Origin of the sequence: Chryseobacterium sp. MEBOG07 (assembly GCF_021869745.1) — a bacterium.
Classification (GTDB): domain Bacteria; phylum Bacteroidota; class Bacteroidia; order Flavobacteriales; family Weeksellaceae; genus Chryseobacterium; species Chryseobacterium viscerum.
Window position 1 is genome coordinate 5049219 of the sequence record NZ_CP084579.1, and the last position, 17980, is coordinate 5067198.

The window sequence follows — 17980 nt, forward strand, 5'->3', positions numbered from 1 at the left end:
AAATTTGCGTAATACGCACCAACACATGAAAGGAATAATATTAGCCGGAGGTTCCGGAACAAGACTTTACCCTCTAACTATAGCCGTAAGTAAACAGCTAATGCCTGTTTATGATAAACCTATGATCTACTATCCGCTTTCCACGCTTCTTTTGGCAGGAATCAAGGATATTCTGATTATTACCACACCACATGATCAGGCCGGCTTCATCAAGCTTCTAGGCGATGGCTCACAAATTGGCTGTAATATAGAATATGTTGTACAACCAAGTCCTGACGGCTTAGCACAAGCTTTTATTTTAGGAGATCAGTTTATTGGTCATGATTCTGCAGCACTCGTATTGGGTGATAATATTTTCTACGGTTCCGAAATGGGAACTTTACTGAAAAACAAAACCAATCCTGATGGAGGAGTTGTTTTTGCCTACCACGTTGCAGACCCTGAAAGATATGGTGTTGTAGAGTTTGACAAAGATCTGAAAGCAGTCTCTATTGAAGAAAAGCCTGAAAACCCAAAATCAAACTATGCCGTACCAGGGCTTTATTTTTATGATAACAGCGTAGTGGATATCGCTAAAAACATCAAACCTTCCGCAAGAGGTGAGCTGGAAATTACCGACATCAACAATGTGTATCTCAGCAAAGGAAAGCTGGAAGTGGCTGTTCTTGACAGAGGTACTGCATGGTTGGATACAGGAACTTTCGACTCTCTTCATGATGCTTCAGAATTTGTAAGCGTTATTGAAAAAAGACAAGGATTTAAAATCGGCTGTATAGAAGAAATTGCATTCAGGAACAAATTCATTAACGAAGAAAAACTTCTTGAAACGGCTGCTAAATATGGCAAAAGTGGTTACGGCGAGTACCTGAAAAAACTTATTGGTAAATAACAAATACAATTTATAAAAATCATAGACTATTGGCTTTATGGCCAATAGTTTTTGTTCATACCGCCAAATATCAATATATTAGTTGTTGATTTTTAGTTTTATTGACAATGAAAATTCATAAATTAAGAGGTACGGTAAGAATTAATTATTATAAATTTGCAAAAACTTACACAAATGAATGAACCACAACAGAAGTGGACTGAAACGATTGATGCTGATCATTCGTTGCTTGACTTGAAGCTGAAAGAAGTCTGGAAATATAAAGATCTTGTTTACATGTTTGTAAAGAGAGATTTTATATCCAGTTTTAAGCAGACTATTTTAGGACCTATATGGTTTTTTATCAATCCCATTCTAACAACCATCGTATACCTGGTTATTTTTGGAAGAATTGCCAAACTCCCTACAGACGGAGCTCCACCTCTTCTTTTTTATCTGACAGGGGTTACTCTTTGGAATTATTTCTCCGCTTCTTTACTGGCAACATCCTCAACTTTTACGGGAAATGCCGGAATTTTCGGAAAAGTTTATTTCCCAAGGCTGGTTACTCCATTGTCCATTGTTATTTCTAACCTTATGCGGTTTGGGGTACAGTTTCTGTTATTCATCCTTGCATGGGCTTATTATTACTATAATGGAGAAGTTCATCCTAATATCTGGATACTTGCCACCCCGTTTCTTATACTTCTGATGGCACTCTTTGCATTAGGCGTTGGAATGATATTTTCTTCACTTACCACAAAATATAAAGATCTGAGTATGCTTTTGGGTTTTGGAGTCAGTTTATATATGTATGCTACACCAGTCATTTATCCGGTATCTTCATTGCCGGGATTCTTTAAAAAATTAGCTTATTACAATCCGTTGACAGGTATTTTTGAATGTTTCAAATATGCATGGATTGGCGTGGGAGACTTCTCCCCTGCTATGCTTGGAATCAGTACAGGTATTATTCTTGTCCTTTTAATGATAGGAACTGTTGTATTCAATAAAGTTGAAAAAACTTTTATGGATACCGTGTAATTATTTTCTTTTAAAAATTTAAATTTAAAAAACATGCTGGCTTTAAAAGCAGAAAATATATCAAAACAATACCGCCTGGGACAAGTCGGTACAGGAACACTGTCTCATGACCTCAACAGGTTCTGGTATAAAATAAGAGGAAAGGAAGATCCTTACCTGAAAATTGGAGAAGCAAACGATAGAGCAACAAAAGGAGATTCTGAATATGTATGGTCTCTCCGTGATATCGATTTTGAAATAGAAAAAGGAGATGCTGTTGGAATTATCGGAAGAAACGGAGCAGGGAAATCAACCTTGTTAAAGGTTTTAAGTAAAGTGACAAAACCTACGACCGGTAAGATTTACACCAACGGTAGAATAGCCTCTCTATTGGAAGTAGGAACAGGATTCCACCCTGAAATGACAGGACGAGAAAATGTCTTTCTTAATGGAGCGATCCTCGGAATGACAAGAAATGAAATCAAGAGAAAATTTGATGAAATTGTAGATTTCTCAGGCGTTGAAAGATATATAGATACTCCTGTTAAAAGATATTCTTCCGGGATGTATGTCCGCCTTGCATTTGCTGTTGCCGCTCACTTAGAATCTGAAATCTTAATCGTTGACGAGGTTCTAGCTGTGGGTGATGCAGAATTTCAGAAAAAATGCTTGGGGAAAATGGGAAATGTTACAAAAGGAGAGGGAAGAACCGTTCTTTTTGTCAGCCATAATATGGCAAGTATCAAAGCATTATGTAATAAAGGTATTCTTCTAGAAAAGGGTAATTTGAAAAAAACTGGTTCAATGAACTCTGTTATAGATGCTTATTTCATTGATAAAATTACTGAAACCGATGGAATTCGCACAAATATTCCATTAAATACTGAAGGCTACTTTACCAAATGGGAAGTTGATGGTAATAATAATTTTTCTATACATTCTGACAAGCATGAAAAATTTCGGTTTATGTTCAATGCAAAAGAAAGGATGACCAATTGTGAAATAGGATTTGTTATCAGAGATAAAGAGGGAGGAATATTATTTGGATGTAATAGCCAAGATTATGGAGGATCTATGTTCACAACAGAAAAAGGCTCACACTCTTTCGTTTTTGAGTTTCACTTACCAGTAATTCATGGAAATTATGAAATTGATATTGTTTTAGTATCGAATAACAAAGTAATTGACCAATGGGTGTCCGAGACAAATCTAATAGTTAAAAATAAGTTTGAATCAGTTTTACCTGAACAATGGAGAGGTACCTTAAATATACAATCCAAATTTTATCATGATTAGCTATATAAAAAAACGTTTAATCCGCTTTTTATCCAATCATTTTCAGCGCATTGAAAATCCAGATAATAAAAATATTTCGAAATTTAAAACACCTATTAGCTCGAAAATTGAGGATCCACAGACAGTTGTTGGAGCAGAATATATCTCTATAGGAGAAAATACTTTTATTGGTCATAATTCATGGATTGCGGCTTTTGATACATATTTGCGTCAAAAATTTACACCAACACTAATTATTAAAAATGATGTAAAAATTGGCAATTATGCATGTATTACAGCAATTGACGAAATAGTGATTGAGGAAGGATGCCTTTTTAGTGAGTATATTTATATTTCTGACCACTATCACGGGGTTGATCCTACAACGCAACTTTCACCTAAAGATCAACCTTTATTTTCAAAAGGGAAAGTTCGCATAGGAAAAAATACATTTTTAGGATATCGGGTAACAATTTTGAGTGGTGTTACTTTAGGAAATAACTGTGTAGTAGGTTCACACTCTGTTGTAAATAAATCTTTTCCTGATTACAGTATGATTGCTGGCGCACCGGCAAAATTAATAAAGAAGTTTGATTTTGAAAAAAATGAATGGATAGATGTTGAGTAGAACTAACTATTAATAAAATACAATTATTCATTATTTTTAGGTAAGTATTTCCACATAAGATTAATGACTATAGTATCAAGAAAAGAAAAATAAAAAGTCGGGGTATAAAAAATATTCAACAACAAAATAAAAACACTATAATGTTTAATTTTCTATTAAAAAAAAATTCAAAGTACAATGAAAAATATGGAATAAGCTCATCGGATTACCGTAAGCTTTCTTCATATCCATCTGGCCATTATGAAAACTTATCTGTCAAATTTAAAGGAAAAGACATACTATTTAGTAATCCTTTTTGGTTTTTGCACAGTTTAGAAGAAATATTCGTTGATGAAGTTTATCTTTTTAATAAATCAGATGAAGATGTTTTAATTTTAGATTGTGGAGCCAATATAGGACTCAGCAGTATATATTTTAAAAGCATTTTTAAAAATGCTAAGATAATAGCATTCGAACCAGATCAAAAGATTTTCGGTCAATTACAAAAAAACATCAACACTTTTGGTATTGAAAATGATGTTCAATTAATTAATGCTGCCGCTTGGATCAATGAAGATGATTTAACATTCTTCTCAGAAGGTAGTTTAGGAGGAAAAATATTAAACGAAAATAATAATCATCCCAATAATACTATTGTTAAATCTATAAGGCTGAGAAATTATATTGAGAATAAAAAAATATTTTTTCTTAAGATAGACATTGAGGGCGCTGAATATACCGTTTTGAATGACATTAAAAATCATCTAAACAATATAGAAAATCTCTTTATAGAATTCCACAATACTATAGATGAAGAAAATACTTTATCAGAGATTTTGTCCTGGATTGATAAAGCAGGTTTTAAATACTATATAAAAGAAGCGTGGAATAACTTACCTCGTCCTTTCACTCAAGAGAATCATGGCGGTGGATTTCACATGCAATTAAATATATTTTGTTTTAGAACTCATGATTAGACCCATAGCCATACATTTACCTCAATTCCATCCTTTCCCGGAAAATGATGAATGGTGGGGTAAAGGTTTTACAGAATGGACAAATGTAACCAAAGCAAAACCTTTATTTGAAAACCACTACCAACCACATCTCCCTGCAGATTTAGGTTTTTATGACTTAAGGTTGGAGGAAGCCAGATTAGCACAGGAGCTTCTGGCCAAAGAACATGGCATATATGGTTTTTGCTATTATCATTATTGGTTTAATGGTAAGAGACTTATGCATGAACCTGTTGACAGAAAACTAAAAAATCTAAAAGAAGATTTACCTTTTATGCTTTGTTGGGCCAATGAAAACTGGACAAGACGCTGGGACGGCAATGATCAGGAAGTTCTGATAGAACAAAAATACTCCGTTCAGGATAATGAAGATCATATTGATTTTTTGCTTCCAATTCTAAAGGATCCAAGATACATCCGAGTAAATAACAAACCTATTATAATCATATACAAACCCAATATTTTACCAAATGTACAAGAAACAATTAAATGTTGGCGGGATAAAGCAAAAGCAGAAGGCCTAGAGTTGTATTTATGTCATATGGTTTTCTCTTATCAGAAAGACTGGGATCAATTAGTAGACGGATTTGATGCTGCACTTGATTTCGAACCTTTTGGAATACGCAGAAAAAGTGTTTTCACAGAAATTCAGGATAGGAAAAAGAAAACTAAAAAGGGGTTTATCAATAGCGTAAGAGGAACTTTCACAAAAGAAAAGCCACAAAATCCTTACAATAAAATCCCTTATCAATGGATGAGTGAGAATTTAAAACCTCAAAAAGATTTTAATTATAAACTTTATCCATCTCTTGTTCCTGGATGGGATAATACTTCCAGAAGAGGTAAAAACCCAACGCTCATACTTGAAAATTCAACACCAGAAAATTTTGAAAATTGGCTTTCAAAAATAAAGACAGACTTCACACCTTATTCTGAAGAAGAGAACTTTATTTTTATTAATGCATGGAATGAATGGGCAGAAGGAAATCATCTGGAACCTGATCATAAGTTTGGAACAAAATATCTGGAAGCTGTTAAGAAATTATTCTTAAATCAATTATGAAAAAAATAAAGCCCCTTGCATTTTATCTCCCTCAATACCACCCTGTTCCCGAAAATGACGAATGGTGGGGAAAAGGATTTACAGAATGGACCAATGTAGGAAAAGCCCAACCCCTGTTTGAAGGACACGAACAGCCCATATACCCTGGAGATCTGGGATATTATGACCTGCGTGTTCCCGAAGTAAGAGAACAGCAGGCTCAGATGGCAAAAGACTATGGGGTACATGGATTTATCTATTATCACTACTGGTTTGGCAACGGCAAACAATTGCTGGAACGCGTGGCAAATGATGTATTAAAATCAGGAAAACCAGATTTTCCTTTTTGCTTCTGCTGGGCCAATGAAACATGGTCTGGAATATGGCACGGGTTATCAGAAAAAATTCTGGCAAAGCAGGTTTACCCTAATGAACAGGACTTAATTGCTCATTTCGAGTATCTTCTGCCTTTCTTCAAAGATAAGAGGTATATCAAAATAGACAACAAACCTCTTTTCATTATCTATGATTCCAATCATTTAAATGAAGGAGATCCCCATTATATTACAAAATTCAGAGAGCTCGCCAGGAAAAACGGATTTGATGATCTATACATCATGGCCTCCAACAAGCTCCGTGATGACCTAGATTTTAAATCTATGGGATATGACAGTAAGATCTCCAATGCATTTCAAAAAGCCTGGATACCTCATATTGCGAAGAAAGAATATATTTCTCACTCTCAATATTATAAAAACAGGATAAAAGAATTAATAGGTATTAAGAAAAAAGAACAGCCTAAGGTCGGGATTCAAGATGCCCAGGCAGTAGTAAACGACTTAAAGTTTGAGGAAAGCAATATTCCTACCTATCCATGTATCCTGCCCAATTGGGATAATACTCCAAGAAGCGGCTACAGAGGAATTATTCTGACTAACAATTCCCCGGAGCTGTTTGAAAAGCAGGTAGAAAAAGCTGTAGAATACCTTGAAGATAAAAAGGAGTATCCGGAACAGTTTTTAATTATAAAATCCTGGAACGAATGGGCAGAAGGAAATATACTGGAACCAGATAGAAAACATGGTTTTGGGTATTTGAATGCTTTAAAAAAATCTTGAATAAACACAGTCGAAATGAGTAAATTCAGTGTACTTATCGCCAACTATAATAATGGTCATTTTTTTGGAAAATGCTACCAAAGTTTAGTTGCTCAGACCGAAACGGACTGGGAAGCGGTAATTGTGGATGATGGCTCTACTGATGATTCTCTTGAAGTCATAAAAAAGATCATAGGTGATGATTCCCGGTTTAAAATCAATCAAAATAATCAAAACAGAGGAATCGGATATACAAAAAGAAGATTAATAGAGCTTGCTGAAGCAGAAATATGTGGTTTTTTAGACCCTGATGATGGGTTAACACCTCATGCCTTAGAATTTGTTTTAAGGACCCATTCAGAATATTCCGAAGTGGGTTTGGTATATTCAAACTTTGTCCTTTGTGATCAGTACCTCAACCCTCAGTCTGTTCACAAAGCAAAACAAATTACAGAACTGGATCAGTCCTACTATAATTTTAATGCAGAAATTTCACATTTTGTAACCTTTAAGAAGAAGATATATGAGAAGACATCAGGGATTGATCCTTTTTGAAAATTGCTGAAGATAAAGACTGGTACATGAAAATGTGCGAAATAGCCCCTGTAAAATATATCGATGAAGACTTATATTTATACCGAATCCATGATAGTGGTATTTCTACTACCAAAAATGCTGAGAAAGCACTGTTCTGGCACTGGGTAGCGCTGATAAAAATGGCAGAAAGAAGAAACATCAGCGTTGAAGATCTCTTTCTTCAAAGTTATGTTCCCAAAAACAAATATGAACAGGCGCTCAATCAGCTGAATCATGTAAAAAATTCAAGATGGGCAAAACTGGGAAATAAAATTGGGCTATTTAAAATCTTTAAAAAACTCTAAAATCTATTGATCCCCTTGAAAGATTTAAAAGATATACAACTAACATCTTAAGTAGACAAGAAACATATGATTATTGGTAATGGAATTCTGGCAAACGCCGTAAGACTTTATGATAAAGAAGATGTTATTTTTTTTGCATCAGGAGTTTCCAATTCGTTGGAAAAAAATCCAGCTGAATTTGAAAGAGAAATATCGCTCATGAAATTGGTGATCAGCCAGTATCCAGATAAAAAGATGATCTATTTTTCCACCTGCAGTATTTATGATCCCAGTAAAACCGACAGCCCTTATGTGATGCATAAACTTGCTATTGAAAACGTAATCGCTGAACACTGCTCTAGCTATATTATTTTCAGGGTAGGAAATGCTGTAGGCCGGGGAGGAAATCCCAATACGCTGATCAATTTTCTCAAAAATTCAATTTTGTCTGAAAATAAGCTGACAATCCACAGCAATGCAAGAAGGATTCTGATTGGAACGGATGACATCGCCTCATTTGTTGGAAAATACATGAAAAATTTCAACAATGAGATTGTAAATCTCGCCTATCCCTACCAATATGCGTTACCTGAGATTTTAACTCAGCTGGAAGATCATCTTTCCAAAAATGCGGCTTATGAAAGTGTAGATGAAGGTTCTTTTTATAATATAGAATTCAACAGCCTTACAGAAGATTTTTTCGCAGGTTTGTCACCTGATGAATATTTAAAAAAGCTTTATACATACTATTTGTAAGTGGTAATGCCGTAAAATATGATGTATCCCGTTCTGTACCCGAAAAAAATAATGTTGTACCTTCGGCCAGAAAAATTCAGTGATCACCAGCCTAACTATAGACTGCCAATTTATGATCGATTGAAGTATAAAAAACACATTAAACCTACTGAATAAAAATGAAAATGAATCCCAAAATATCCGTAATTGTCCCCTGCTATAAACAGGCTCAGTTTTTAGATGAATCTCTGCAGTCTATACTGGACCAGACTTATGAAAATTGGGAATGCATTATTGTCAATGACGGATCGCCTGATAATACCGATGAAGTAGCTGATAAATGGGTAAAAAAAGACAACCGTTTCAAATACCTTTATAAAGAAAATGGTGGATTATCTTCTGCAAGAAATGCAGCTCTGAAAATCGTTACCGGAGATTATATCCAGTTTTTAGATTCTGATGATATCTTAGTTGAAACCAAGTTTTCAGATTCATTAAATTTGATACAAGACAAAGAAGCGATAGTAGTGTCAAACTTTTGTTTATTTGATGATTCCGATAAACAAAAATTATTACCTCCTTTTTGCAAGTTGTCTCAAGATTTGCTGAATTTCGAATCAATTTTATATCAATGGGATTTTACATTCACAATTCCTATTCATTGTGGATTTTTCCCAAAATCTCTTTTTGAAACTATTGGTTTTAATGAAGATTTAAAAGCAAAAGAAGATTGGCTTTTTTGGATTCAAATTGCACAAAAAAACATCAATTTTATTTATTTAAACGCTCCTCTGGCTTTGTATAGAAAACATGCAAGGAGTATGTCCCGAGATAGAAAACATATGATTTTATATCAAATGCTTTTCTATAAAGAGGCTGAAAAAGTGATTTCAAATTCTGACTTCAATAAATTACTTTTAAAGCATTTAGATGTTAATTACAACAAAGTCAATGAACTAACCATTGAAATAAGAAATCTAAAAGAATCAAAAACTTTTAAACTCTTTTTGTTTTTAAAAAAAATGATTCAAAATATGGGGTTATTAAATTTGTCTAAAACATTATTTAAATTAACATTGAAGTTTAGGAAATAAATTTCATTTATAAAAAATACAACACAGTTAAATTAGCATTGAGTGCAATTTGACTTTATTTAGAATTGTGTTAGGATTTTAGTTTTGAAATTATTGTTGTAGGTAATTCTGAAGAATTCTCATAAGTCTTACAAAGTAATACAAAACTAAAAAAACAGAAAAATTATCAATCCCCAGAAAGTAAATTATTTTTACAATACACTAAGACATTTCAACAACTTTTACTTCCAAAATCCTATGAATATAGCTTTCACAATCTGCTCCAATAACTATTTAGCACAAGCTAAAGTTTTAAGAAATTCTATTAATAAATATGGCGAAAACGTCAAATTTGTAATAGGATTGTGCGATGAAAAATCTGATGAAATAGATTATAATTCTTTCCAATGTGAAATTGTAGAAATGAAAGACATTGGAATAAAAAATTTTGATGAATTATGGATGAAATATGATATCATAGAATTTAATACCTCCGTGAAAGCATCTTTTTTCAAGTACTTATTAGCAAAAAATCCCAATACAGAATTTATCTATTACTTCGATCCAGATATTGAAATACTTGATCATTTATCTATCCTCAATGCAGAATTTGAAAATAATACAGATATTTTGCTCACTCCCCATATTCTGAGCTCTATCCCACTAGATGGCTTCAAACCAGTAGAAAACACTTTTCTTAATTTTGGTATATATAACCTTGGGTTTATCGGATTAAGGGGTCATTCTGAAAATGCCAAAAATCTTCTAGATTGGTGGGAAGAAAGATTGTTATCTCTTTGCTATATTCAACCAGAAAAAGGTCTATTTGTAGATCAAATCTGGATGAACTTTTCGCCTATTTTTTTCAAAAAAGTAAAAGTTCTCCATAAAATGGGATACAATGCCGCTCCATGGAATTTGCATGAAAGAATAGGATTAGTAGCTACAGAAAACAATAAATATCTTATGCCGGACAATTCTCCTTTAGTATTCTATCATTTTTCAAATTTTAAATATAAAAATCCTGAAACTTTAGCAAAATACTATGACAGATATTCTTTGGAAAATTCAAATTCATTGAAAAAACTATATCAAAATTATCATCAGAAAACCATTGAAAATGACATTGAACGAATCTCTAAAATAGATTGCAAATATGTAATTTTGAAAAATGCTTTACCTAAAAAAAATAAATCATTTCCTGAAGTTTTGAAATCAAGCTTCAATAATTTATTAAAAGTAATTTATTATAAAATCCGTTACAACTACAATTATGAACCAAAATTCTAAAATATACATTGCCGGACATCGAGGTATGGTTGGAAGCGCCATTTTAAGAAACTTAACTTCAAATGGTTTTCACAATATTATTACTAAAACCTCAGACGAATTAGACCTTACAGATCAAAAAAATGTACAAACATTTTTTGAAACTGAAAAACCAGAGTATGTCTTTCTTGCTGCAGCCAAAGTAGGAGGTATTCATGCTAATAATACATATCGTGCAGATTTTCTTTACAAAAATCTTATGATTGAGGCTAATATAATCCATCAAAGTTATTTACAGGGAGTTAAAAAATTACTTTTTTTAGGCTCCAGTTGTATATATCCCAAGCTCGCCCCTCAGCCTTTAAAAGAAGAATACTTATTGAGTGGATTTTTAGAACAAACCAATGAGCCTTATGCCATAGCAAAAATTGCAGGAATAAAAATGTGTGATGCATACAGAAGCCAGTATGACTGCAATTTCATTTCCGCAATGCCCACTAATCTTTATGGCCCTAATGACAACTATGACCTAAATAACTCTCATGTTTTACCCGCTATGCTCAGAAAGTTTTTTGAAGCTAAACAAAACAAGGTAGAGGAAGTGGTCTTATGGGGAGATGGAAGTCCTTTTAGAGAATTTTTACATGTAGATGATCTTGCAAAGGCATGTGTATTTTTAATGAATAATTACAATGAAAGTGGTCATATCAATATAGGGTCATTCAAGGAAATCTCTATATCAGAACTGGCCACACAGATTAAAGATATTACCCAATATGAAGGAAATATAGTTTGGGATACAGAAAAACCAAATGGTACTCCTAGAAAATTAATGGACTCCTCTAAGATTAATTCTATGGGCTGGTCTCCTGATATATCTTTAGAAGATGGAATAAAACAAGTTTACGAAGAAAAATTTTTAAACAAATGATGAAAAAAGCACTTATTACAGGAATTACGGGACAAGATGGTTCTTATCTTGCCGAACTGCTTTTAGAAAAAGGCTATGAAGTTCATGGTGTAAAACGAAGAGCCTCCTCTTTTAATACTCAAAGAATTGATCATCTATACCTGGATCAACATGAAAATAATGTGAATTTCAAATTACACTACGGAGACCTTACAGACTCTACCAATATCATCAGAATTATACAAGAGGTACAACCAGACGAAATCTATAATCTTGGTGCAATGAGCCATGTGAAAGTAAGTTTTGACATGCCCGAATATGTTGCCAATGTAGATGGTCTGGGTACCCTGCGTTTATTAGAAGCCATTAGAATTTTAGGACTCACTCATAAGACGAAAATTTACCAAGCTTCTACCTCAGAATTATATGGCGGACTACCATCCAATAAAAATGAAAAAGGATTTTATGATGAAAACTGTCCTTTCTATCCTCGTTCTCCTTATGGTGCTGCAAAAATTTATGGTTTTTGGATAACAAAAAACTACAGGGAAGCATATGGAATGTTTGCCTGCAATGGTATTTTATTCAATCATGAATCTCCTAGAAGAGGTGAAACTTTTGTTACCCGAAAAATAACTATGGCAGTAGCTAGTATAGCAAAAAACAAACAAGATTGTTTATATCTAGGGAATTTAAATGCCAAAAGAGATTGGGGACATGCTAAAGATTATGTAGAAGGAATGTGGAGAATGCTGCAGCAAGATAAACCAGACGATTTTGTTTTAGCGACAGGAGAAACTACTATGGTAAGGGATTTTCTTATTATGGCTTTTGAAGAAGCAGGAATAGAACTGGTTTTTGAAGGAAATCAAGAAAATGAAATTGCTAAAGTAGCACGCTGTAATAATCCAAATTACCAACTACCATTAGGTAAAACAGTTGTAAAAGTAGATCCTAATTATTATCGTCCGACAGAAGTTGATCTACTAATTGGCGACCCCACAAAAGCAAAAACTATTCTCGGCTGGCAACCACAATACACCGTAAAATCTCTTTGTAAAGAAATGATTGAAAATGATTTAAAAATAATGTAATTTTTTTCAATGATATTCCATGATACAATATCATTGTACTTCGCAAAAAACAAACAGATATTTACCCAAAAAAAATATTCAAAAATATGCTCAATAATTCCATTACAATCATAACGATCAACTTCAATAACCAAAATGGTTTACAAAAAACCATGGATAGTGTATTTCGGCAAACCAATAAAGATTTTCAATATATAGTAATTGATGGTGGAAGTTCTGACGGGAGCAAAGAACTTATAGAAAGAAATCAATCCAAGATAAACGATTGGGTAAGTGAACCCGATAATGGAATTTATCATGCGATGAACAAAGGAATTGAAAAGGCTACTGGAGAATATCTTCTTTTTCTAAATAGTGGAGACGAACTGCTCAATGAATTGGTTGTAGAAAAAGTAACTCCACTACTCCACACAGAGGATATTATCTCTGGTAATTTAATTGTAGATGAAGACAGTAAAGATGTTCTTAGACCTACTAAAAAAAGCATTTCATTTTTAGATTTAATTGAAGAAACTATTTGGCATCCCAGTACATTTATAAAAAAAAGTGCTTTTGAAAAAGTAGGTCTCTATGATGAAAATCTGAAAATCTGTTCGGATTGGAAATGGTTTTTGATTTCTATTTTCAAATATAATTGTACTTATAGACCTATTGAACAATCCATATCCCGCTTTTATAAAGATGGTATCAGCTCCGATCCCAAATCACAATCTTTAAGAAAAGAAGAAAGGAGAAAAACATTGGTAGAAAATTTTCATTTTTCTGAATTCCAGACGGAAGAATTAATCGATAAAATTAATTTATATTTTAGTGCAACAAATTCTTTAGACAAAATAAATAAATTGAAAAATTCAAGATTATTAAAATTTCTATATCGAATAGGTCTATTTAAAAACTATAAATATCTTTAATTTTTTTTAAAGACAGGATTTTTCATCTGTTATGAAGCTTAATAATATCCAGATTTTAAGAGGAATTTCAGCATTACTAGTATGCTGCTTTCACTTCCGTGATACCATTAACTTCCCTGGTTTAGCCATTGGGGATATTTTGTTCAAAAAAGGAAGTATAGGTGTTCCTGTCTTTTTTATCATCAGTGGGTTTATCATGGCTTTCACCACTCAAAAAATAAATTTCAGTACAGATTCTTTTCGGCAGATTACCTTATTTTACAAAAGAAGGGTAATCAGAATTGTTCCGTTGTATTATCTTTTGACATTGGCAGCAATGATACCGGGAGGCAGTTTTCTGCTTCATTTTCATGGAGCTAGGCTTTATGAACTTATCCATTCCTTATTATTTCTTCCCACCAAGAAGGAATTTCCAGTGCTTTTCCTGGGCTGGTCCTTAAATTTTGAGATGTTCTTTTATTTAATATTTGGACTCTCTTTATTTTTTAAAGAAAAAAGATATTATTTCATCATAGGATTTTTCATTCTGACTTCAGTTTTAGGACATTTTAACTACTTTGAGAGTCCTTATGTACGGATGGTAAGCAGCTCCCTGAATCTCTATTTTGTTGTAGGAATTCTTTTTTCACTTTTGCTGAACAGATTCACTATTCCCAAGAATTGGGCAACACTTATTTCTATAATAGGAATCCTATCATTTATACTGGTACTGCTTAGCATCATTCCTATTGATAATGAATGGATAAAGCTGGCAATCATCTCCCTGTTTGTCTTTTCTTTCTTAACTTTTGATTATGTATTTCATTGTAAAGGAAACAAAGCCTTAATTTTTCTGGGAGACATATCCTATTCATTATACCTATCGCATCCGTTTGTAGGAATAATCTTAAAAAAATTCAAAGTTGAAGGCTATCTCAATATCCCATTTTTTCTTCTTAAAATTGTTCTTGTCATTATAGTGGCCTCACTTCTGTATTATTTTGTAGAGAAAAGAGCAACCAATTATTTAAAAATTAAATTAAAAGCATAATTCTGTAATTGACTTTTGTTAAAATTAAAAAATTCTTGCTTTAAATAAATTTCATCAACAAAATACCGATCATTTCTTTTAATAAATTTATAAATATTTTTTAGTGAATTATTTTTCACAAAACAAATAAAATACATGTATTTTATCCTTTATTTAAAAGGGTTTAACAAAAATTAAAAAGTCAAAATCAACACTTATTTCACTTTTAAAGATGTAAAAAATCATATCTTTGCATCAACAACACAAACTGACTTTCTTCAAGATGAAAATTCCTTTATTTTACACCCCAAAAACTGGGTACAAATACTTTTTGGAAATTAAAAAAAAGTACAAATCTGAAAAATACATCATTCCTATCGGCAAAGACTGCCACGCAGCTCACTCTTTAGATATTCTCAACATCAGAAACCAGAGTCTGCCTTATGACTGGATACGCTTACAATCCATTTCAGGTCTTAGAACAGTAAGCCAGAATATTAAGGAACATTTTAAATTCTTTTTATCCGATCTCAAAAGAAATGAAAAGGGAAACACCTATGCTGCAAAATACCCTGAAGCAGAGTTTACCCATACTAAAGCCGTCATAGATAACCCAAAGCTTAGAATTACATATGAAAAAAGATGTCAAAGATTACAGGAGATTATCCGCCGGAAGCCTGTAGCCTATCTTTATATTTTGGAAATTAAAAATTTTAAGACCAGAGAAGATGCAGACTTTTTCTGTCATACTGTGAAAGATTTTACAAAAATTTTAAAAACAGAAGATTCGTTGCATATTTACATACGCTTTGATGAAGAGATAGAAAATGCAGAAGTATGTAATCTGCTCCTGCATGAGGTTCAAAAAAAACCTCAGGTATATATCACAACTTATATCCGGGAAAAAGCGAAGTTCGGAATCTGGGGAAATGAAAAAGAATATCCGAAGCTGTATAAAAGGCTTAATTTAAAAATCAAAAGGGTATTTCCAAGCATTGCTATCAAATAAAAGCTTAGTTTTATGCCCGCAAAACATAATACGATACAAATGAAAATTTCAGTAATCATTCCTGTCTATAACGCTGAAAAATATGTTTCTCAAGCCGTTGAGTCTGCTCTTCAATTCGAAGAAGTATATGAAGTAGTGCTGGTAGAAGATAAATCTCCGGACAATGCATTACAGGTATGTCAGGAACTTGCTGAGAAACACGATAGGGTAAAGCTTTTTCAGCATTCTGACAAAGGAAATCACGGAGCAGGTGCGAGCAGAAATTTAGGACTGGAAAAGGCAGAAGGTGATTTTATGGCTTTTCTGGATGCAGATGATTACTATCTTCCGAACCGTTTTGATGCAGAAAAAGAACTGTTCATCAATAAAGATGTTGACGGAGTGTATGGAGCCATCGGTGTTCATTATTATTCTGAAAAGGCAAAAGAACAGTATTACAAAGTCTTTGGAGACCGCCTGACTACCGTTTACAAAAACACCCTCCTAAAGATGTATTTCCGGGACAGCTTAATATGATAGGAACCTTCGGGCTTTTCAGCATTGATGCTTTAACCATCCGAAAAAGTTCTTTGAAAAACATGGAATATTTCTTCAAAACACATTTAAAGCTTCACCAGGACACTGAATTTTTATTCAGACTCTCCTACTATCTGAATTTGTATCCTGGGATTTTAGACAAAGCAGTAGCCGTGAGAGGCGTTCATGAGAACAACAGAATCACCAAAGTAGATTCAAGAGAAGTGAAACCAGCTTCAACAAGAGTCGTATTGTGGAAAGAAGTCAACAATTGGGCGGCGCATGAAAATACGATTCCTGAGGATATCAAACTTCACATCAAAAGAGTATACAGGAGTTTCCAGATTGCCAATGCTCCTCTTCTGAAAAAATGGGGAATGATTACAAAATATATGCTTACAGATTATAAAAGCATACGCTCAGGCCTGTACAATATCAATTTTAGAAAAGATTTGTTCTGATGATATAATTAAACTAAATACCTAGTTGAATAGATATTCCTTTAATTTTTATTGTTTTGAAAAATGAATCTTTCTTAAAAGGTTCCTCATAGGCTTTTCTATACATTGATAAAAAAGAGCGGAACTAAGGAGCATAATGATCATGTAGATCACAAATACCACATCAATACTAAAAGTACATTCCTGCCATTTTAAAAGTTCTCTAACCAAATAAAGAACGGGAATATGAGTGATATATATTCCATAACTTATTTCGCCTAGGTATTCCAATGGCTTCATTGAAAAAAACCTGGTAATCCATCCATTATTAGCTGATATCAGAAATATTGCAGGTACAAAAAGTAATGCCATAAGACCGTTATGATAGAAAAGCGGGACAAACATCAGAGACACAAGAATGAGTAAAAAGACTGCGATTACCTGACGATCGTAATTTTTCTGTTTATAATTTCTCACAAAAAAGATTCCGGCCAGATTTCCAATCAGAAATTCATTAAGATGCCATAAAGGAAAATAATAAAGAAATTCGTGGCTTTTTGTATGAGGTCCTTCATACGCTCCATATATCGGATATAAGTTTGAAAATACCTGAGTAATCAGCCAAAGTACGATTGTAAATACCCAGATTGTTTTATTCTTCTTAGCGTAAAGATAATTGTATAGCAATGGAAAAAGCAGATAGAAGAAGAACTCTACGGAGATAGACCATCCCGGAAAGTTCAGGATCATGGCTTCTCCGGGTATCCATGTCTGAATACCCAAACCGTACAAAACAAGCTTATACCAGTCGAACATCTCAGATCTCGTCAGAAAAAACAGTAAAAGCCCCACGATATACAGAGGATAAATCCTTGCAAACCTGTTTTTATAAAACTCCAGATAGTCAATCTTATCTTTTTTATGATAAGCAATGATCATGATAAATCCTGAAAGAATAAAGAAATAGCTCACTCCTACATTGGCTCTCAGAAAAAGATTGGAAATATAATCTATCTTATATAAAAACAGATCTTTATTGAAATGGGAAATGACAATTGCCATAGCGGCAACAAACCTGGTAAATGTAATCTGACTTATCTTCACAGAATCGCAAAAAGCTTTACTTTATCAAAACACAGCGGTCTTCACTCTGAGAGCTGTTCTTATTTGATATAAAGTGTTAATTTTAAGGCACAAAAATAAGATTTATTCTTATAATTATGTAA

Annotated in this window: 20 protein-coding genes; 19 read left to right on the plus strand and 1 reads right to left on the minus strand. The window is 33.1% G+C overall.

Annotated features, from left to right (window positions below; genetic code table 11):
* The first annotated feature begins 25 nt into the window (after nucleotides 1–25).
* The 19 genes from rfbA to LF886_RS23365 all read left to right on the plus strand — a co-directional run bounded on the left by rfbA (nucleotide 26) and on the right by LF886_RS23365 (nucleotide 16775).
* The gene (rfbA, locus tag LF886_RS23275; RefSeq protein WP_236851999.1) at nucleotides 26–889 is read left to right on the plus strand and encodes a glucose-1-phosphate thymidylyltransferase RfbA; all 864 of its coding nucleotides are present in this window, start codon (nucleotides 26–28) and stop codon (nucleotides 887–889) included.
* A gap of 174 nt (nucleotides 890–1063) precedes the next feature.
* On the plus strand, nucleotides 1064–1912 hold the full coding sequence (locus LF886_RS23280) for an ABC transporter permease (protein ID WP_236852000.1): 849 nt from the start codon (nucleotides 1064–1066) through the stop codon (nucleotides 1910–1912).
* 33 nt (nucleotides 1913–1945) lie between these two features.
* The gene (locus LF886_RS23285; RefSeq protein ID WP_236852001.1) at nucleotides 1946–3187 is read left to right on the plus strand and encodes an ABC transporter ATP-binding protein; all 1242 of its coding nucleotides are present in this window, start codon (nucleotides 1946–1948) and stop codon (nucleotides 3185–3187) included.
* Complete coding sequence (locus tag LF886_RS23290; protein ID WP_236852002.1) at nucleotides 3180–3794, plus strand: acyltransferase; 615 nt, start codon at nucleotides 3180–3182, stop codon at nucleotides 3792–3794. Before LF886_RS23285 ends, LF886_RS23290 begins: the two co-directional genes overlap by 8 nt.
* Before the next feature lie 140 nt (nucleotides 3795–3934).
* The gene (locus LF886_RS23295) at nucleotides 3935–4750 is read left to right on the plus strand and encodes an FkbM family methyltransferase (RefSeq protein ID WP_236852003.1); all 816 of its coding nucleotides are present in this window, start codon (nucleotides 3935–3937) and stop codon (nucleotides 4748–4750) included.
* Nucleotides 4743–5852, plus strand: coding sequence for a glycoside hydrolase family 99-like domain-containing protein (locus tag LF886_RS23300; RefSeq protein WP_236852004.1), 1110 nt, complete (start codon nucleotides 4743–4745; stop codon nucleotides 5850–5852). The genes LF886_RS23295 and LF886_RS23300 overlap by 8 nt, the downstream gene beginning before the upstream one ends.
* On the plus strand, nucleotides 5849–6949 hold the full coding sequence (locus LF886_RS23305) for a glycoside hydrolase family 99-like domain-containing protein (RefSeq protein ID WP_236852005.1): 1101 nt from the start codon (nucleotides 5849–5851) through the stop codon (nucleotides 6947–6949). The genes LF886_RS23300 and LF886_RS23305 overlap by 4 nt, the downstream gene beginning before the upstream one ends.
* 15 nt (nucleotides 6950–6964) lie before the next feature.
* Nucleotides 6965–7483 (plus strand): glycosyltransferase family 2 protein, encoded by a 519-nt coding sequence (locus LF886_RS23310; RefSeq protein ID WP_236852006.1) that lies wholly within the window; start codon nucleotides 6965–6967, stop codon nucleotides 7481–7483.
* 26 nt (nucleotides 7484–7509) lie between these two features.
* Complete coding sequence (locus LF886_RS23315) at nucleotides 7510–7809, plus strand: hypothetical protein (protein WP_236852007.1); 300 nt, start codon at nucleotides 7510–7512, stop codon at nucleotides 7807–7809.
* A gap of 66 nt (nucleotides 7810–7875) precedes the next feature.
* The gene (locus LF886_RS23320) at nucleotides 7876–8544 is read left to right on the plus strand and encodes an NAD-dependent epimerase/dehydratase family protein (RefSeq protein WP_236852008.1); all 669 of its coding nucleotides are present in this window, start codon (nucleotides 7876–7878) and stop codon (nucleotides 8542–8544) included.
* 164 nt (nucleotides 8545–8708) lie between these two features.
* The gene (locus tag LF886_RS23325) at nucleotides 8709–9617 is read left to right on the plus strand and encodes a glycosyltransferase family 2 protein (protein WP_236852009.1); all 909 of its coding nucleotides are present in this window, start codon (nucleotides 8709–8711) and stop codon (nucleotides 9615–9617) included.
* A 237-nt stretch (nucleotides 9618–9854) separates the two neighbouring features.
* Nucleotides 9855–10886: a hypothetical protein gene (locus LF886_RS23330; protein WP_236852010.1), complete on the plus strand. Its 1032-nt coding sequence runs from the start codon at nucleotides 9855–9857 to the stop codon at nucleotides 10884–10886.
* Nucleotides 10870–11796, plus strand: a complete 927-nt coding sequence (locus LF886_RS23335; RefSeq protein WP_236852011.1) for a GDP-L-fucose synthase family protein — start codon at nucleotides 10870–10872, stop codon at nucleotides 11794–11796. Before LF886_RS23330 ends, LF886_RS23335 begins: the two co-directional genes overlap by 17 nt.
* On the plus strand, nucleotides 11796–12869 hold the full coding sequence (gene gmd / locus LF886_RS23340) for a GDP-mannose 4,6-dehydratase (protein WP_236854347.1): 1074 nt from the start codon (nucleotides 11796–11798) through the stop codon (nucleotides 12867–12869). The genes LF886_RS23335 and gmd overlap by 1 nt, the downstream gene beginning before the upstream one ends.
* A 152-nt stretch (nucleotides 12870–13021) precedes the next feature.
* Complete coding sequence (locus LF886_RS23345) at nucleotides 13022–13780, plus strand: glycosyltransferase family 2 protein (protein WP_236852012.1); 759 nt, start codon at nucleotides 13022–13024, stop codon at nucleotides 13778–13780.
* 31 nt (nucleotides 13781–13811) lie between these two features.
* Nucleotides 13812–14810 carry an acyltransferase family protein gene (locus LF886_RS23350; RefSeq protein WP_236852013.1) on the plus strand — a complete coding sequence of 333 codons (999 nt, stop codon included), beginning with the start codon at nucleotides 13812–13814 and terminating at the stop codon, nucleotides 14808–14810.
* 310 nt (nucleotides 14811–15120) lie between these two features.
* Nucleotides 15121–15798 (plus strand): DUF1796 family putative cysteine peptidase, encoded by a 678-nt coding sequence (locus LF886_RS23355; RefSeq protein WP_236852014.1) that lies wholly within the window; start codon nucleotides 15121–15123, stop codon nucleotides 15796–15798.
* 39 nt (nucleotides 15799–15837) lie between these two features.
* A complete protein-coding gene (locus LF886_RS23360) occupies nucleotides 15838–16314 on the plus strand; it encodes a glycosyltransferase family 2 protein (protein ID WP_236852015.1) in 477 nt (158 codons plus the stop codon).
* A complete protein-coding gene (locus tag LF886_RS23365) occupies nucleotides 16311–16775 on the plus strand; it encodes a hypothetical protein (RefSeq protein WP_236852016.1) in 465 nt (154 codons plus the stop codon). Before LF886_RS23360 ends, LF886_RS23365 begins: the two co-directional genes overlap by 4 nt.
* A 48-nt stretch (nucleotides 16776–16823) precedes the next feature.
* Here the strand turns inward: LF886_RS23365 and LF886_RS23370 are convergent, their stop codons facing one another.
* Entirely contained in the window at nucleotides 16824–17858 is a 1035-nt protein-coding gene (locus LF886_RS23370) for an acyltransferase family protein (RefSeq protein WP_236852017.1), read from the minus strand.
* Nucleotides 17859–17980 lie beyond the last annotated feature (122 nt).